This is a genomic window from Paradesulfitobacterium aromaticivorans (genome assembly GCF_054657415.1).
Genome location: NZ_BAAHYT010000010.1, coordinates 531,851 through 549,346 on the forward strand (window position 1 = coordinate 531,851; position 17,496 = coordinate 549,346).

General features: G+C 44.5%; 17 protein-coding genes. All 17 read right to left on the reverse strand.

The features are described from left to right. Nucleotides 1-243: 243 nt before the first annotated feature. The gene (locus tag ACYQ2N_RS08005; protein WP_459998671.1) at nucleotides 244-1,026 is read right to left on the reverse strand and encodes an N-acyl homoserine lactonase family protein; all 783 of its coding nucleotides are present in this window, start codon (nucleotides 1,024-1,026) and stop codon (nucleotides 244-246) included. Nucleotides 1,027-1,080: 54 nt separating this feature from the next. Then, nucleotides 1,081-1,872 (reverse strand): enoyl-CoA hydratase/isomerase family protein, encoded by a 792-nt coding sequence (locus ACYQ2N_RS08010; RefSeq protein ID WP_459998673.1) that lies wholly within the window; start codon nucleotides 1,870-1,872, stop codon nucleotides 1,081-1,083. A 36-nt stretch (nucleotides 1,873-1,908) separates the two neighbouring features. Continuing rightward, nucleotides 1,909-2,751: a 3-hydroxybutyryl-CoA dehydrogenase gene (locus ACYQ2N_RS08015; RefSeq protein ID WP_459998674.1), complete on the reverse strand. Its 843-nt coding sequence runs from the start codon at nucleotides 2,749-2,751 to the stop codon at nucleotides 1,909-1,911. Between the two features lie 81 nt (nucleotides 2,752-2,832). Beyond that, entirely contained in the window at nucleotides 2,833-4,011 is a 1,179-nt protein-coding gene (locus ACYQ2N_RS08020) for a thiolase family protein (RefSeq protein ID WP_459998676.1), read from the reverse strand. Nucleotides 4,012-4,044: 33 nt separating this feature from the next. Continuing rightward, nucleotides 4,045-4,941 (reverse strand): AEC family transporter, encoded by an 897-nt coding sequence (locus ACYQ2N_RS08025; RefSeq protein ID WP_459998677.1) that lies wholly within the window; start codon nucleotides 4,939-4,941, stop codon nucleotides 4,045-4,047. 20 nt (nucleotides 4,942-4,961) lie between these two features. Further along, nucleotides 4,962-6,212 carry a 2-hydroxyacyl-CoA dehydratase subunit D gene (locus tag ACYQ2N_RS08030; protein WP_459998679.1) on the reverse strand — a complete coding sequence of 417 codons (1,251 nt, stop codon included), beginning with the start codon at nucleotides 6,210-6,212 and terminating at the stop codon, nucleotides 4,962-4,964. Nucleotides 6,213-6,229: 17 nt separating this feature from the next. Beyond that, entirely contained in the window at nucleotides 6,230-7,810 is a 1,581-nt protein-coding gene (locus ACYQ2N_RS08035) for an acyl CoA:acetate/3-ketoacid CoA transferase (protein ID WP_459998680.1), read from the reverse strand. Nucleotides 7,811-7,896: 86 nt separating this feature from the next. Further along, nucleotides 7,897-8,826 (reverse strand): methionyl-tRNA formyltransferase, encoded by a 930-nt coding sequence (locus ACYQ2N_RS08040; protein WP_459998682.1) that lies wholly within the window; start codon nucleotides 8,824-8,826, stop codon nucleotides 7,897-7,899. 26 nt (nucleotides 8,827-8,852) lie between these two features. Further along, the gene (locus ACYQ2N_RS08045; protein WP_459998684.1) at nucleotides 8,853-9,674 is read right to left on the reverse strand and encodes a citryl-CoA lyase; all 822 of its coding nucleotides are present in this window, start codon (nucleotides 9,672-9,674) and stop codon (nucleotides 8,853-8,855) included. A gap of 12 nt (nucleotides 9,675-9,686) precedes the next feature. Next, nucleotides 9,687-10,109: a MaoC family dehydratase gene (locus ACYQ2N_RS08050; protein ID WP_459998686.1), complete on the reverse strand. Its 423-nt coding sequence runs from the start codon at nucleotides 10,107-10,109 to the stop codon at nucleotides 9,687-9,689. A 15-nt stretch (nucleotides 10,110-10,124) separates the two neighbouring features. Then, nucleotides 10,125-10,910 (reverse strand): acyl-CoA dehydratase activase, encoded by a 786-nt coding sequence (locus ACYQ2N_RS08055; protein WP_459998688.1) that lies wholly within the window; start codon nucleotides 10,908-10,910, stop codon nucleotides 10,125-10,127. A gap of 24 nt (nucleotides 10,911-10,934) precedes the next feature. Then, the gene (locus ACYQ2N_RS08060) at nucleotides 10,935-12,035 is read right to left on the reverse strand and encodes a 2-hydroxyacyl-CoA dehydratase subunit D (protein ID WP_459998690.1); all 1,101 of its coding nucleotides are present in this window, start codon (nucleotides 12,033-12,035) and stop codon (nucleotides 10,935-10,937) included. 276 nt (nucleotides 12,036-12,311) lie between these two features. Further along, the gene (locus ACYQ2N_RS08065) at nucleotides 12,312-13,166 is read right to left on the reverse strand and encodes a 3-hydroxyacyl-CoA dehydrogenase family protein (protein WP_459998691.1); all 855 of its coding nucleotides are present in this window, start codon (nucleotides 13,164-13,166) and stop codon (nucleotides 12,312-12,314) included. Between the two features lie 63 nt (nucleotides 13,167-13,229). Then, nucleotides 13,230-14,675 carry a 4-hydroxyphenylacetate 3-hydroxylase family protein gene (locus tag ACYQ2N_RS08070; protein WP_459998693.1) on the reverse strand — a complete coding sequence of 482 codons (1,446 nt, stop codon included), beginning with the start codon at nucleotides 14,673-14,675 and terminating at the stop codon, nucleotides 13,230-13,232. Nucleotides 14,676-14,703: 28 nt separating this feature from the next. After that, nucleotides 14,704-15,468, reverse strand: a complete 765-nt coding sequence (locus tag ACYQ2N_RS08075) for an SDR family NAD(P)-dependent oxidoreductase (protein ID WP_459998694.1) — start codon at nucleotides 15,466-15,468, stop codon at nucleotides 14,704-14,706. Then, on the reverse strand, nucleotides 15,465-15,782 hold the full coding sequence (locus ACYQ2N_RS08080; RefSeq protein ID WP_459998695.1) for a hypothetical protein: 318 nt from the start codon (nucleotides 15,780-15,782) through the stop codon (nucleotides 15,465-15,467). Before ACYQ2N_RS08080 ends, ACYQ2N_RS08075 begins: the two co-directional genes overlap by 4 nt. Nucleotides 15,783-15,794: 12 nt before the next feature. Further along, a complete protein-coding gene (locus tag ACYQ2N_RS08085; protein WP_459998696.1) occupies nucleotides 15,795-17,243 on the reverse strand; it encodes a 4-hydroxyphenylacetate 3-hydroxylase family protein in 1,449 nt (482 codons plus the stop codon). Between the last annotated feature and the right edge of the window lie 253 nt (nucleotides 17,244-17,496).

Sequence of the window (17,496 nt, forward strand, 5' to 3'; positions counted from 1 at the left end):
AAATTCCTTCTTAGTCTGAATCTTAAAATATAAATGTCAGCACTTTTATTTATAAAGGATATCTCGCCCCCATGGTAAAATCCTCATTAAAGACACTTGCCCTTGACCGTGGTTCTTCTACCAAAAACAAAGGGAGTTCCCTCTTTTGAACTGTAATCAGAGGGAACCCCCGAATTTGTGAAAGCCAAACTCCCTTATTCTCAAAACATCCTAGCTGGATAGAGATGTGTCAAGAGCAACTACCTATTCGTACCATTTTGATCCTTTAATAACGTTGTTCCACACCGTTATGTCATGATTCGGTAACAAAAACCCTTCATTGCGTTCTGCAATAACCTTTAGTCTGCGTAAAGATTGGTATGCTAGCGAGGGATTCCAGACCCCAGGTGCTACCACATCCCGGTCAATGTTTTCCAAAAGAGGTACAGCATCGGCTGCCAAAATTATAGTCTGACCAGAAGGAAGATCTATTACTACGGATTGATGCCCTGGACTATGGCCGCTGGTTAGAACAATGGTTATACCTGGCACTAAAATCTGGTCACCATCAATTAACTCCCATTTTAATCCTGGATGAGAAAACTCTTCTCTAAGATATCCACCTGAGTAAACATCTGGATGGCATGCATAACGATACTCTGCCTTTTGTACGATAACCTTAGCACTTGGAAATAATCTCAGCCCACCGGCATGGTCAAAATGAAGATGCGAAAGAATCACATGGGTTATTTCATCCGGCGTGAGGCCTATTTCGGATAGCCTGTTTACTGGATGATTTGCCTCTGAAATCTGGGGAATAAATACTTTGGCAAGGGAACCCCACGTTCTTAGCGGATCGCTCATCACATCTGGATTACAACCGCAATCAAACAAAATATTGTAGTCTTCAGTTTGTATGAGGTAAAGAGGAATAGGGATAATTATCCATCGATCCGTTCTTCTTGTGCTGATCGCAAGCCGGTTTTGATCAACTTTTAATGCGCCGCCATCCAAAACGTATAATCTTTTTACAGTAGTCTTTGGCATTTTGTTCACCTCTTAGCGAACTGGCCCCTCGCCGAAATGCACTTTGACCCACGCCTATCTGCCCTTAAACTCTGGAAGTCTATTTTCCATGAAGGCCTTTAAGCCCTCGAGAAAATCGTTACTTTCGAAGCACTGGTTTGCAGGATCTTCTTGAGCTTCTCTTATTATACCCGCACTCCAAATGTTTCTTTTCATGGCCTTTAAGGAGATTGGGGCATTTTTAGCAAGTGTCATAACCAAGTCATTTGTACGTTGCCATAAAACTTGTCGGTTCACAACTTCGTTTACCAGACCCCACGCCATTGCGGTTGAAGCACCAATGGTGTCACCTGTCAACAGCAGTTGCGATGTACGGCTAATTCCTATCATTTGTACTAAACGTGCTGTGTTTGAACGCGTTATGGAGATTCCTCTCCTGGCTGCAGGGATTCCCAATTTACAATTGTCCGAAGCGACCCTAAGATCACAGCCTAAAACCAGTTCTAGACCTGCCCCGAGAACATAGCCTTCTAAGATTGCCACGACAGGGAAAGGAAATTCTTTGAAGACAGATAATACCTGTTCCAGTTTTTCATGAAAGGTATGGACACGACCTGCCTGCAACTCTTGAATATCAGCACCCGAGGCAAAATTTCCACCTTCGCCGGAAATGATCAAAACCCGGACATCGCTTTTTTGTAGTACTCTATGACAATGAAGATTAAGTTCTTCTAACATTGACACCGTTAGGGCGTTTTTCCGCTTTGGATTTGAGAGTAAGATCCTGGCCATTGGTGGCTCGACAATTAACTGTACTCTTGGCGTTTGATTTCTCCCCCTCGAATAATCAATTCGGTTCCTCCCCATACCAGAAAAGCATGATATCTCAAAGTCCGGTTACAACTAATATTGGTAGAAACCTCGGCCTGACTTCCTACCTAAATAGCCAGCGCGAACCATCTTTCTTAACAACGGGCATGGGCGGTATTTGTCATCTCCGAATTCAGATTGCAATACTTCCATGACTGCCAAACATACGTCCAGCCCAATCAAATCAGCTAGGGCTAACGGCCCTAAGGGATTATTAGCGCCTAGTTTCATCGCAGTGTCTATATCTTCTGCGGATGCAACTCCCTCAGACAGGATGAAGGCAGCTTCATTAATCATGGGGATAAGCATTCTATTTACGACAAATCCCGGGGCCTCTTGTACTGTAACCGGTGTCTTGGCTAATTGTTTTACTAAGTCCTTGATTTGCTCGTAAGTCTGATCAGAAGTGGTAGCACCCTTAATAATTTCTACCAATTGCATTACGGGCACCGGATTGAAAAAGTGCATACCGATCACTTTATCCGCGCGTTTGGTTGCACATGCAATCTCAGTAATACTTAAGCTGGAGGTATTAGAGGCAAGAATCGTTTTCTCCGGGCAAATGGAATCCAGTTGCGCAAATACTTTTTTCTTCAGTTCCATATTCTCATTAATGGCTTCAATAACAAGGTCAACATCTTCGGCGCCTTCAAGTTGGGGGGTAGTTTTAATTCGCCGAGTAATGTTTTGGTACTCTCCTTCATCAATCTTTCCTTTTTCAACCATTCTGCTTAGGTTTTTCTGGATATTTTTAATGCCCTTTGCCAAAATCTCGGCCGAAACGTCGTATAAAACTACATCCAATCCAGCCTGAGCTAAAACCTGGGCAATACCTGAGCCCATGTTTCCGCCCCCAATTACTATTGCACTTTTCATAAACCAATCACCTCGTTTCTCCGTATTTGTCCTTAATATTAGTAACCTAAAGAAACCTGAGAAATATATTATTACTTTCTTCTAGACCCTTTCTAGTGCTACGGCCATCGCCGGACCACCGCCAACACATAAAGAGGCAACTCCTATTCCACTGTTCCTACGTTTCATTTCATAGAGCATGGTAACGATAATCCTGATACCGGTGCACCCTACCGGATGACCCAATGCAATTCCTGAACCGTTGGCATTAACTTTCTCCAAGTCCAGGTTCAGAATTCGATTGACAGACAAGAACTGAGCAGCGAAAGCCTCATTTATTTCAAAGTAGTCGACATCTTCCAGCTTCAATCCTGCGTAGTCCAAAGCTTTCGGAATGGCATAGGCAGGACCGATACCCATAATTTCAGGTGCTACGCCGAAAGATGCTGTCGCTAGCACTCGAGCTAAGGGTTTAATGCCCAACTCCTTGGCCTTTTCTAAGGACATTAAAACTACTGCTGCCGCCCCATCGTTGATACCTGCAGCATTGCCCGCGGTAATAGTTCCATTTTTCTTAAACGCCGGCTTGAGTTGGCCCAAGTTATCCAACGAAATATCCGCACGCGGGTGTTCATCGGTATCTATAATGGCTGTTCCCTTTTTAGTCGCGATCTCGACGGGAACAATTTCGGCGGCAAATTTACCACTTTTAATTGCACTTATAGCCCGGACATGACTGGTATATGCTAGTTGGTCCTGTTCACGGCGGGAAATATTATACTTTTCAGCAAGGTTTTCAGCCGTATTTCCCATATGATAGTTACAAAATGGGTCTACGAGCGCGTCAAGCAATAAGCTATCTTCAATTGTCCCATTTCCCATTCGCAAACCTTGGCGAGCATTCATGAGGAGATAGGGTACTCTAGACATACTTTCTAAGCCGAGAGCAACACTAATGTTTGACTTGCCCAACAATATTTGTTGAACAGCAATTTCAAAAGCACGCATTGCCGATGCACACTGCTGGTCTACCGTTGTCGCAGCTGCTTCAATCGGAATGCCAACCGCCAGCTGAACTTGCCTGGCGGGATTACCCTTAGCTCCAGCCTTGTAAACCATTCCAGCTACTACGTCTTCAACCTGTGCGGGCAATATGTTAGCTCTTTCAAGTGCCACTCGCACTGCTGCGACACCAAGTTCAACTGCCGGAACATCTTTAAAATACCCTAAAAAATCACCTATTGCAGTCCGGGCTGCCCCCACAATCACAACTTCTCGCACTCGCGTCTAACCTCCTTGAATATAAATAGCAAATTACCCTAGGAAGGCTAAAATTAGTTTTACTGTTATAAGACTTAACACAGTTGTAACAAAGGTAGCGCTGGACACGAGTTCAGGCTTGGAGTTAAATTTTACGGCCATGGTATTAGCAGCTACCGCCGATGGAGTTCCCGCCATTACAACGAGGACCTTGCCGGTAACATCGAACGGATAGCCAAAGATCAGAAATACTAGTATCACGGCTATGACAGGTGCTATGAGCAACTTAATCCCAATTGCGCTTATTATGAGTTTATAGGAAGGAATAATCGTGCTCGCTCTGGAAAGCTGAAGGCCCAACAAAATTAATTCAGTTGGAACGGTTGCATCACCCAGGAGACTTACCGTTCTTAATATAATGTCCGGAGGCGTAACTTTCATTAAGTAAAGGCTTAGTGCTAGGATAAACGCATAAATTGAAGGCATTAAAAGAATGTTCTTAAGAGCCGTTTTGGTGGAGTCAACGTCCCCGCGCGAGGCAATGTACACGCCAAATGAATTAATAATTAACACACTTACCATCAGGCAGAGTACACCCCGTTCAAAGCCCCTTTGCCCATAAGCGAAAAGAACGATAGGCAAGCCATAATTACCTGAATTGGGAAAAAGCGAACTGAGTAGATAAGCGCCTTTGGTTTCGATATCAATCTTCAACAAACGGCACAGGCCCAATCCCACAACCCACAGGCTGAAAAAAACCAATGACATAACGACGATAATCCCCGCCAAATCCGCCGGCTTAATATCCGCCTGGGAGAGAGAGGTAAAAACCAATGCAGGTGTAAAGATATAAAGGCTGGAATTCGCAAGGGTCTTTGGATCAAGGTTCAATGTTTTCCCAACCACGTAACCGACTAGAATTGAAATAAATACTGGACTTAATGCTTCCATTCTCTTTCCCCGATTTAGATTTATCTTCCAGTCCGTTCGGCCAAAGCTTCAAAAAAAGCGTCTATTCTGGTCTTTACCTGTGCTTCCGAAAAATGCCGCGCATCAGCCATGTCTGAATCAATAATCAAACCTGGCAATCCAAGCTTTTCGTAAACAAGATTCTTTAGATCAACCTGACCAATACAATATGCCCTACAACTCCAATTGGAGTGCAAAACGATACCGTCTATCTTATACTCCTGCGCAGCCCTCAACACAATATCTTCTTTAAGAGTTAAGGGCGAGTTGCCCCAAGTCAGAGAAATATACTTCCGAGCAAGGCTTTCAAAAGGTTTCTTCTTGTCTAACCTGCATGCCCACTTTAGAGTGAAATATTCTACCGGAAAGACTGCCCCTTTTTCCTCAAAGTAGTTAAGAAGGGACATATTATACCACATTGGCAGCCAGTCCCAAAGTAAACGGTACTTCTCCTCAGCGATTAGACTAACACCTTGTTCCACTCTCTCCCTAACTTCGTCCCTTAGTTTAGTAAAATATTCCACTGCTCCTTCGGTTCCGGCATTACTTACCAATAAATACACGGCCGTGAAAGCATCCTCTGCACCCATTGGCGTTGGTTTATTCTTTCTGTATTCAAGAATATCTAGCCATAGAGCACCGGCTTGGTCCGATAATTCTATCCTACGTTCTAATTTCTGTGCATCAAACTTCTTGCCAGTATGTTTCTCCAGAAAAGCAATAAGATCTTGAAGTTGATCCACATAATAATCAATGCTTTTTTGGTCTACATCCTCAACTCCGCCGCAGGATACATTATAAGGCACGTCAAGCACAAATAACGGACGGTTAAAGTACTCACTAAGATATTCAAACCATTTCAAGTGGGGATCACAGTTTCCTGTAGTTGCTAACAAAAAGTCCGGTTTAGGCAGATCGTGCCGTAAGGTCGACTTTCCCGTCAGCAAAGAACCTACAGTCGTTCTAAAGTAGGAACAAAGGTCTTTAGAATAGCCCTGGCTTTCAGCAACTTGACAAAAATTAACCGATTCCCCCTTGGCTGCACATAAACAGGAGTAATTCTCCGGGTACATTATCGGAATATCAAAAGCATAAACCAATTCAGCGGGAAAATAGGCAGTTGACCAGGCAACAGGCTGGTTAGCCTGGTTAGCCTGGAAAGCCGCCAAGTAATCGTTCTTGGCAATTCTCCCTTGTTCCCGCGTGCTATTTAATTGCCTCGTTGCCCGCCTAAGCGCACTATCGTTTTCCATTTTTACCCTCCTGTCAATTAGCAAGTTTGCCAACGCGCTTTTAGCCCCATGGGTTCTGGCTTAAACAGTGCGGAATCCATTAGCTTAAGATCCTTTGAAATCACAGGAACAAAGTTCATTTGAGCAAGTATGTCTTTTTCCAGATCAACTCCCGGAGCAATCTCAGTCACTACTAAACCCTCTTCTGTTAACTCAAAAACGCAACGTTCGGTAACAAAGATAACCGGTTGCCCCTTTTGAACGGCTAATTTAGCGTTAAATGTAATCTGCTCAATTTGATCCATGAATTTCTGTTTTGTTCCATCTTTTTTGATACACATTTGCCCGTTATTAATTTCGATCTCGCTGGATCCTGCGTTCATTTGACCACAGAAAACCACCTTTTTGGCGTTTTGAGTCAAGTCAATAAATCCACCGGCACCCATGGCCGTCTTCCCAAATTTACTGACATTAACATTGCCCTGACAATCAACTTGGGCAAACCCCACGAAAGTATGAGTCAGTCCCCCACCGTCATAAAAATCAAACATGTAGGGCTGGTCAATATAGGAATCGGCATTAATCGCTGCACCCAGCCCGAGACCTCCATAAGGCACGCCTCCTATTGTTCCTGATTCTACCGTCATGGTAAGAAAGTCATTGCAACCCTCTTCCAATAAGACCATCGCCATATCGGCAGGTATTCCGACCCCTAAATTTACAATGGCGTCCGGATACAACTCTAAAGCAGCCCGCCTAGCAATAATTTTTTTGGCGTTTAGAGGCAGTGGTTTAACTGTATTTATCGGGACTTTTATATCCCCACTCCATCCTGGTTGTTCGGGAAGAGCACACGACATTCTAAGGTTCTTTTCGTCCTGAACAACTACTATGGCATCAACAAGAATCCCCGGAACCCGAACTTGTTTAGGATTTAGACTGCCGGCTTTGACTAAACGGTCCACTTGCGCAATAACAATGCCGTTTGAGTTATGCGCAGCCATAGCCATGGCCAAAAGTTCCAAGTGCATCGGTTCTCGTTCAGTCGTCAGATTTCCTTTTTCGTCAGCCGTAGTGGCTCGAATAATAGCCACATTAATAGGAAAGTACTTGAAAAAGAGTAGTTCTTCGTTATTGATCTTAATCAACTGGACCATTTCGTCTTTGGATATCGAATTCCAGCGGGCGCCCTGTTGGCGAGGATCGACAAAAGTGTTTAAGCCAACGCGGGTTACTACACCGGGGCGTTTGGCAGCGATAGCACGGTAAAGGTCACAGATTACCCCCTGGGGTAAATTGTATCCTTCAACTTTATTTTCTCCTACCATATTAGCTACTCTTGGCGCCAGGCCTACATGACCCACAATTAGTTTTCTTACAAAACCTTCGTAACCGAAATGGCTGTTCCCCCTAGCTTCAGGGCCATCGTCTCTATCCCCCGGGCCGGCGGAACACATAATACCCAAGTTCTTCGGGTTTCCGGTTTTCAAAAACCTTTGTTTAAGCGCAATCACCACTTCTTCTGGATAGCAAAAACTAACAAAGCCGCTTACTGCTACTAAATCATTATCTTTTACGAGTTCTGCCGCCTGTTCTGCGGTGATAACTTTGTTTTTCATTCCAAACCCACTCCTGCGTTTCTTTTCACAATCAATAAGAACTAAATATCTATGGTCAATTCCGATACGCAAGAAAATGCTTCATGTCAGCCTATTTTTTCACCTAACTTAATACTGTCTGCAGCCAAAAATTCTTTAGCCATCATTTTTTTCCCATCGCCTAGTTGCAGTCGCTCTATAAGTATCCCTCCGTCTATTGTTGCCACTATGACACCCTTGTCAGAGACATCGACAATAGTACCTGGCTGCTCTGAGGGATATGTGCTGTTTACCTTCTTGGCCTGCCAAATCTTTAGCGTCTCGCCGCGAAAAGTGGTCTGTGCCCCTGGCCATGCATCGCTCGCCCTGATCGTGTTGTATATTTGTTGGGTGGGCTGGGACCAGTCTATCGTAGCTTCTTTGATGCTGAATGGATTATTATAGGTAGATTGGGAAAGGTCTTGCACGATGCGCGGGGCCTTTCCTTCCCTGATAAGCCTAACGGCTTGGGAAAGCAAATCCACACTTTTTTGCAGTACGCAACCAAAATATATACTCTTAAAGGTATCATCCGGTCCAAGCGGTACTGCTTCTTGTAAAATAAGGTCACCTGTGTCAATTCCTTCGTCGCAATAATGAATGGTTATCCCAATCTCCGGTTCCCCTTTGTATATTTGCCAGTTAATAGGGAATTGACCCCCATTTTTGGGTAATAGGGATGAATGGTAATTCACTGCTCCAAGCCGGAAACAATCTAACACTTGGCGGGTAAAGACATACCTCTTATTACCGGCAGAAATCGCCAGGTCTGCCTGCCAATTCTTAAGTTGTTCCAAAGCCTCCGGAGTTTTAATGTTCTTCCACTCATACACTGGGATGTTATGCTCAAGGGCTGTCTTCTTCAGCATAGCGGCTCGATGGTTCTCAGGCTTTAAGGGCGGAATAACCACAGCAATGATGTTTTCTTGCTGGTTTAATAAGGAGACGAGACTTTTTTCCCCAAACTCAAACTCTGACGTAAAGAATACTGTGCGCATGTTCCTACCTCCGTTACTTCTTAATCTTACTCTTTTTTCCGATCTGTCGGAATTTCCCTCGGTGCAACCCCTGTGTATTTGGCGATTACATCGGGTAAAATACGGAAAGGCACTCCGTCCTTCATTTCCTCCAAGGTACTAGCAAGAATGCCCGGCAAGAATGATATACCAACCAGAACCTCCATGTGCAAAGGATCATAGCCAAAATCAGCCAAAAGAGCTCCTGCCGCACCGTCGGCGTTAATTACTATTTCCTTGCCGCGCAAACTCATAAACTCGCTGTGAATAGCTTTATATAGTTTGGTCTTCAACCCAATGACATTGTATTTTTCTGCTAGTTGAAACAATCTAATTGCTCTAGGGTCAGCCGTATGGATGGGATGGCCAAACCCAGGAATACGACGTTTCTGGGCCACACACTCTGCGGCAACTTCCTTAGCAACATCCGCTAGATTTTCCCCGTTAGATTCAAGCTTAGCAAAGGCTTCGTTAATAAACTCAGCTACATACCTAGTTGCTCCGGCCTGATAGAAACCGATCCCCAAAAGACCGGCAGCACAAGCAGCGATAGGATTGGGATTACCTGCCGCGACAAAACGAGCAATTGCTTCCGAGCTGTCTATAAAACCATGGCTAATCACACTGGATAAAATAGCATCGGTAACCTTCGCTTCTCCCTCACTCGGCAATTCTCCTTTTAAGGTTAAAGCAACGATTTCAGGATAGCTGAAATTCCCCATCAAGTCCTGCAGGGCGTATCCCCGAATACGAATCTCATTGGGCTTGACATCACAAACGGAACTTCTGAAATACCCGTCCCATTTTGCTAGCCTTTCTGCTGCATCCATTCTTATTCCTCCCTACTTATTTAAGACTAACAAAGTGGCCTCTCCATCGAGAACTAATTCCCCACTTTGAGTAGTACAAGTGGTACGCAAACGAACCCGTTGTTTCCCCTCTATCTTTTCAACTACTTCCGCTGTCGCCACAATGGTGTCTCCCGGCCGTACAGGTGCCAAAAAACGGAGTTCTTGCTTTAGATAGACAGAACCAGGGCCGGGAAGCTTGTTGCCTACAACATTGGTGATTAAGGCAGCTGTAAAAAACCCATGGGCTATTTTCCCTTTAAACATGGTATTTTTCGCATATTCCTCATCAGTATGCAATGGGTTAAAGTCGCCACTGACCCCCGCAAAATTCACAATATCCGCTTCCGTGATCGTACGCCTTATACTTTCTTTGTCTCCAACCTGGATTTCGCTGAATCTCTTCTCTTTATACATCTGAAATCTCCCTTCCTATTTCGCTGTTTTTTGCATTATGGTTTCTTGGGCGATCAATGCTGCTCCTAAAGCCCCCATAATTTGTGGATTTTCCGGCACATTGATGGAATAGCCAAATTTCTTTTCCAGACTTTTTACAACCCCTTGGTTCTTGGCAACACCTCCGGTCATCACAATATCAGGGCGGGCACCCAAACGTCCGGCCATGGCAAAGATTCGGTCGGATATGGCATCATGCAGCCCGGCAATTACCTCGACCCGGGGGGTTCCTTGAGAGATCTGGGAAATAACCTCTGATTCGGCAAACACAGTGCAGATGCTGCTAATCTGCACCTTCCTGCAAGCAGTACCGGACAAGCTCCCCATTTCCGCAAGATCCACATTCAAAACCCTTGCCATATTTTCTAAGAACCTACCGGTTCCGGCAGCACATTTTTCATTCATCTGAAAATCTACGACTCTACCCTCTTCATCCAACCAAATAATTTTACTGTCTTGCCCACCAATATCAATAATGGTGCGCGTTGATGGAAATAAATAATGTGCTCCCTTGGCATGACAACTTATTTCGGTGACCACCTTGGTAGCAAAGGGGACGTTCGCCCGGCCGTAACCGGTAGAAGTTACTGCATTAAGATCTTGAAGCTTGAACCCATGTTGGCTGATAATCTTTTCGATTGTTTTGATGTTTTGACTTGGGTCAGGGTGGGTCGGGACAACCTCAGCAAATGATACCGTTTTGTTGCTTAACAACAGAACCTTGGTGGTTGCCGAACCAATGTCAATTCCAAGTGCATACATCTCACTCCCCCCCTTTTTCACTAGTTAGTACCTTCTGCTCTTGATTGCTTCGATAAAGGCTTGTATTCTAGTCTTTAGCTGACCATCCCCAATAGAAACATGGTCGCTTTCTATAAACAAGGTAGGCACGCCATCTTTCGTTAAATCTTTCTGGATTCCCGGGATCTGGTGAAGATGTGTGTCACAGAACTTTAGACTATAAAGTATAACCCCTTCAGCCCTATAATCCTCAATTTGTTTTTTGATGTGGTCAGTCCGGTCATCAGGATGCATGCAAGGGCACGGTACTTTTTCCAAGTAACCCTTAGCTAACGCCTCCAGCGGGGATAAGTTTTCATCGATTAAATCCCCGAAATAGCGTCCTCCGGTACATGTATCATCGTATACAATGTCAACTCCCATTTCCTCCATGAACTCATATAAACGGGTGTCATCTAAGGGCGCGCCGGTAACTAACAATCTAACATTGTCGTTTGAGGATGGTTCCTGAGTTGCGAACAACTCTAAAGCCTCTTGTAAAAGACTAATACTTTCTTTTTTAGGCAGAGTCATTGAAAATAAAACAAGGCTGAGAAATTCAGACCCTTTGATCTTGGGCCGTTTACTTTTGCGTAATGCCGACAATTGTTGGAGCAATTGACGATATGAATTGTGTTCCTTTACAGCACGACTTAGAGCTGCATCGTCAATAACAACACCAAACTTCTCCTCCAAAGCAGCAATCAGTTTGCTTAACTCAGTTTGGAAAAACTTTTGGGCCCTTGGAGTAGTAATATGCGGATTATTTAGTTGATAGAAAAACGGCATTTGGACATTGGATCTCCAAACATCGTATAACTTACAAAACGTATCACAGGTATTAGCCATTACTATACCTTCCATGAAGGAATGGTCTCCCCTTAACCCGCGCTCAAAACAACTTCTGGCAAAACCACAAACGTTCACCTGCAAATGCTGATCGGCCAATGGAGTAGGTTTCTCATCCCCTGTCACATTGTATGGGACCATACCTGCAGCGCTGATAATCTCTTCCGGAGTATAAATGCACGTCCACCCTAGGTATTTATAAGAGTTCTGCGTAATTCGCGTGCGGTACCGCAATATTAGGTCCTGCACTTTTGACATGTGACTCCCCTCTTTTCCGATTGTTGTCAATGATCTTTCATTTCGTTTAAGATGCAATTCATATACCAATGTTTAGTGTTTTATCTCATCTGGCACATAAAAAGTCTGTAAAGAACGCTAAAATAGTTATAAATTCCGGTTTTCTTGCCCTTAATTGCAAAATCTCTATCAGAATTTAGAGATGGGACTTCGAACTTTATAGCTCAAAAGTGTTACTTTTTTGTACCATCCCATTGTAGCGTTTCATACCGCTACAGTTAAATAATCCTGCAAGGCTTAAGTTGGATAAACGAAAAACCCCTTGCCCGTCTTTCGTCCTAAATAACCGGCTCTGACCATTTTTCGAAGCAAAGGACAAGGGCGATACTTTGCTTCACCAAATTCCCGGTGATAGTTATCCAATATATCTAAACACACATCTAACCCAATAAAATCGCCCAAAGCCAAAGGACCGATAACTAAACCCCCACCTAGCTTCATGGCTTCATCTATGTCTTCAGCCTTTCCCACACCCTCGGATAGTAGATAGCAGGCCTCATTAATCATAGTGATCAGTAAACGGTTCACGATAAAACCCGGGGATTCATTGACAATTAAACATTTTTTACCCAGTAGTTGTAGAAAATTAACCGCCTGCTCGATTACCGCCTGGGTTGTACAAGGAGAAGGAATTACTTCGATTAGGTGCATACGGGAGACCGGACTAAAAAAATGCAAACCCAGAAAACGTTCCGGTAATGTAACAGCCCTAGCCATTTCGCTCACACTAAGAGAGGACGTATTTGTAGCTATTATGGTTTCATTAGACACAAGCCGTGACAACTCGCCTAGCACCTGTTTTTTTATCTCTATTTTTTCCGTTACTGTTTCCACCAACATTCCGAAGGCGCACGCATCGGAAAGATTGTTGAGCAAATGAATCCTGCCGCTAATCCGCTCCAGCTCTGTAGGTGTTAATTCTTTCTTCTTGACTTGTTTTTCTAGCCTTTCGGTAATACTCAAATAACCCTTCGCCAATTGAATTTCTGAGATATCATAAAGATAGACCTCAACCCCTGATTCAGCTAAAAATTGTGAGATACCCGTACCCATGGTTCCTGTTCCAACCACAAGTACACTGTTTATGTCCATTCACTCACACCTTCCACGATGCCCTTCTCTCATCAATCAACTGGTTGCCGCTTCAGTGAGACCTTACCTTTTCAAACCGGCTAAATCTCTGGCGAGTTTCTTCTTATATTCCAGATTAGCCATACGGCCAATCATAATTCGTTGTGCTTGGGGAGAGCCGGCACCGTGCATCGACTCAGTCCGATAACCGACTGCAGCCGTACCTAAGGTAAGGTTTTCTACCAAGCGCAGCAAACGAACTCTCTCTTCAGTTGAAATTTCCGCAATACCCTGTAGGTACTTTTTCAAGTAAGGTCCCATGGTAGGGTGAGAAAAATCTTTTTCCGAAGGAAGGGTAACCATGAGCCCCCCGGCAATATCCTCGGCGAGTCGGGTTATCTCATAGGGAAACCGCGTCACGTTTTGTTTGCATACATTGGCCAGTAAAATGTCCACTAAATAAGTGCCTGAAGGAGTCGCATTTCCCTTGGCCGAACAAGCTATTCCGCAGGCGTAGAGAGTTTCATTAAGGTGTACCATTTCCACCAATTTGTCCTTGATGTGGCTGGCACGGGCGGTACCTTGGCATTCAGCCAACGCAGCGGCCGCTCCGATTAAGACATCGCCAACACCAACCTTGCATCCGCCATAACTCTGGCGGTGATAGGCCGCAAAACGTTCCACCATGCTCCCGCTAAAGCGGTACTCCCCGCACATAAATACCCGCTCCCAAGGAACAAAGACATCATCGAAGATTACAACCGCTTCCTGTCCCCCATACCGGGCATTACCAACATCAATATGGCCGTTTTCTAACTTGCGGGTGTCACAAGACTGGCGTCCGTAAACATAAAAAATACCTTCCGTGTCCGCCGGCAGGGCAAAACATACTGCGTACTCGGCTTCATCCTCTCCCATCGTCACAGTAGGCATCACAATAATTTCGTGAGAATTTACAGCCCCAGTTTGGTGGACCTTGGCCCCCCTCACAACTATCCCTTGTTCGGATTTATCTACTACTCGCAAATACATGTCAGGATCTTGTTGCTCGCGGGGGCGCTTACCCCTGTCCCCTTTCGGATCAGTCATAGCGCCGTCACAAACCAAATCATTTTCTTGGACGTAGGCCAAGAAATCATTAAATCTTTTATGGTACTGGGTTCCCAGTTCCTTATCCATCTCGTAGGTTACGCTAGCAATCGCGTTCATTGCGTCCATACCCACACAGCGTTGAAAACAGGAACCAGTTTTTTGACCTAAGAGCCTTAACATATTTACTTTTTTAATTAAGTCTTCCTTGGATTGGTGGATATGGGTAAAACGGTTTACTGTTTTACCGCTAAGATGAGATTTCGATGTCATTAATTCTTCACATTGAGGATCGTGGGCAAGTTCATAAGTTAAGGCAACAGAGTTACGGGAAGGGGTGATGACCGGATTGTCCCCTATATCAGTTATTTCCTCCCCAAACATAAAGACTTTAAAATTCATTTGATTTAGGCTATCTAAATACTCAGATCCGATTTTCAAAACACGCGACTCCTTTCGATTTTTCCCTTTATTCAGCCAACCATCCGCCGTCAACAACTAACGTTTGTCCTGTCATGTAACTAGAGAGGTCTGAACCTAAATACAAGGCAGCTCCGACCAGTTCACTCACATCACCAAGCCGTCTCATTGGAATTTTTCTAATGATGTGCTGATATAACTGTAAGTCAGAAAGTTCTTCAGAATTCATTTCCGTTTTTACATATCCGGGGCAAAGAGCATTGACCCGGATATTGTATTTGGCCCACTCCAAAGCAAGGGCCCGCGTGAGTTGGATCACCCCCCCTTTTGATACGCAATATGGTAATATACTTCGTTCACCAACCAGACCAAAAATTGAGGCCACGTTGATAATTTTGCATCCCCCCTTCTGCATCATCTTTTTGCCTACCGCCTGGCTACAGAAAAACAGCCCCTTAAGATTAAGATCCATTACCCTGTTCCATTCAGAGGGGTTAATCTCCACAGCCGGTTTAGTGACTGCTGTCCCAGCGTTATTGACTAAAATATCTATTTGGCCAAAGTATTCATAAACTGTGTCAACAAGTTTATGAATACTGTCATAGTTAGAGACATCAGCTGGCACAGCCAAGGCACTTAGACCTTGACTGTTTATTTCTTGCGCTACTTTCAAACATTCGTCCTGATGACGACTTACGACTACAGTGTGTGTGCCCGCTTCAGCAAAAGCACGTAAGATCTCATAGCCGATACCTTTGGTACTACCAGTTATAACCGCTACTTTTTCCTCTAGACCGAAACTTACCGTTGTCAAATATCCTCACCATCCCGTTGTTTCGTGTCCAATTCTGCTATACAGGCAACAATACGGTTTAGTAGTTGGTTTGATGCAACTTCCCAACCATTGAAAGTCTGCCCAGCCACCACTATGACCGGTCCTGTAAACGGTGGACGAGTTGCACAGTCCCTAGCACAACCGCTTAAAACTATGAGAACTTTGATACCGTCCTCATCCCAACGTACAAACTGTTTATTTGGAAATTCACACTTTAGTTTGGCTGCCAATTCACCGGTGTTAATGGCCGGATTACAGTTACCGCAGTATTTCAGTCCAATTTTGTCAATCATAGTGGGCCCGGATCAACAATTCTCTTCCCCGATACAAGCTAAACATTTGGCAAACAGTTTTTTGTTCTCCAAATTAGCCTGGCGCAAGATCTGTACCCTTTGGGCTTGGGGTGAACCGGCTCCATGCATGCTTTCAACAAGCGCCGTACCGCCGGTCATATTTTCTATTAAGCGGGCCATTTTAATCCTGCTCTCAGGTGGAATTGTGTCTACACCGCTAAAATATTTTCTTACATATCGACCGATTTCTGGGTCGTAAAGGTCTTGCTCCGACGGGAGAGTAGCAATGAGACCGCCTGCGAGGTCATGGGATAAACGACAGATTTCATAGATATTGCGGGTAACTTTCAGTTTGACTATATTGGCCAACAGCGGGTCCACTAGAAACGCTCCTGATGCGGTAGGCCTTCCCTCAGCAGAGCAAGCAATTGAACAACAGTACACGCTTTCAGTAAGATAAACCATTTCAGTAAGTTTGTCCTTAACATGGGAGGCATTGGCCGTTCCGTTGTAGTCCGCCATCGTAGCAGTCGCGCCTATAATGATATCGCTTACCCCACCCTTGCAAGCGCCGTAGTTTTGCCGGTGATAAGAAGCGAATCGTTCAACCAGTTTGCCCGCAAAGGCATATTCGCCGCACATAAAAACCCGTTCCCAGGGAACAAAGACGTCTTCCAAAACTGTTAAGGCCTCTCCACCAACTACTCCATATTGAGGATTGCCTTGGTCTATCCTGCCATTTTTCCTGTCATCGTTGGTTTGACGGCCGAAAATGTGGATTACGCCTTTGGCATCTGTCGGAATAGCACAGGCAACGGCATAGTTCTTATCGTCCGGACCCAAAGCGACAGTGGGCATAACCACCATCTCGTGGGAGTTGACTATCCCGGTTTGATGCACCTTGGCTCCTCGAATGATAATGCCTTCCCTGTTTTTATCCACAAGATGAACATACTGGTCAGGATCCTTTTGCTGGCTGGGTTTACGCCCCCTATCCCCTTTAGGATCAGTCATTGAACCGGCAACCATCAGGTCATTTTCCTGCACATACTGAAGATAGTGACGTAGGCGCTGATGATACTCAGTTCCATATTCGGCATCCATCTCATAAGTAACACTGTAGATTGCATTTAAAGCATCCCAACCAACACAACGTTGAAAACAGGAACCAGTGCGTTGTGCTAGCATCCGAAGCATTTTTATCTTTTTGACTAGGTCTTCCGAACTTTGGTGAATGTGAGTAAACCGATTAATCGTTTTTCCGGACAAATGCGAAGTGGCAAGGATTAGGTCCTCAAATTCTTCTTTGTGGGCCAATTCATACGTCATAGCCGCTGAGTTAATGTGAGGCCTAATTAGCGGGCTGTCGACGGGATTATCAATTCGTTTGCCCATAGCATAGACCTTCGTCTTTAAGGTTCGGAGGCTATCAATATAAGCCGCCCCGTTCTTTAACGTCACTTTTCTTCCCCTTTCTTACCTTCGATACTCTGTATCCTGTACTAATCACTTAACATTCGCAAACAGTTTTGTGCCAACGACTATATGCAATTTTTGTGCCAATGAGCCTGTGCTAGAAATATGCCTCTGAGAAAAGCAAGTTCTACGGGAAAAATCCAGTAATTCCACTCATTATAAGTGCAAGGCATATTCATACTACAACCTATACACGTACTAAACTGTAGCGACTTCATGTAACAATTCACTGTAGCGT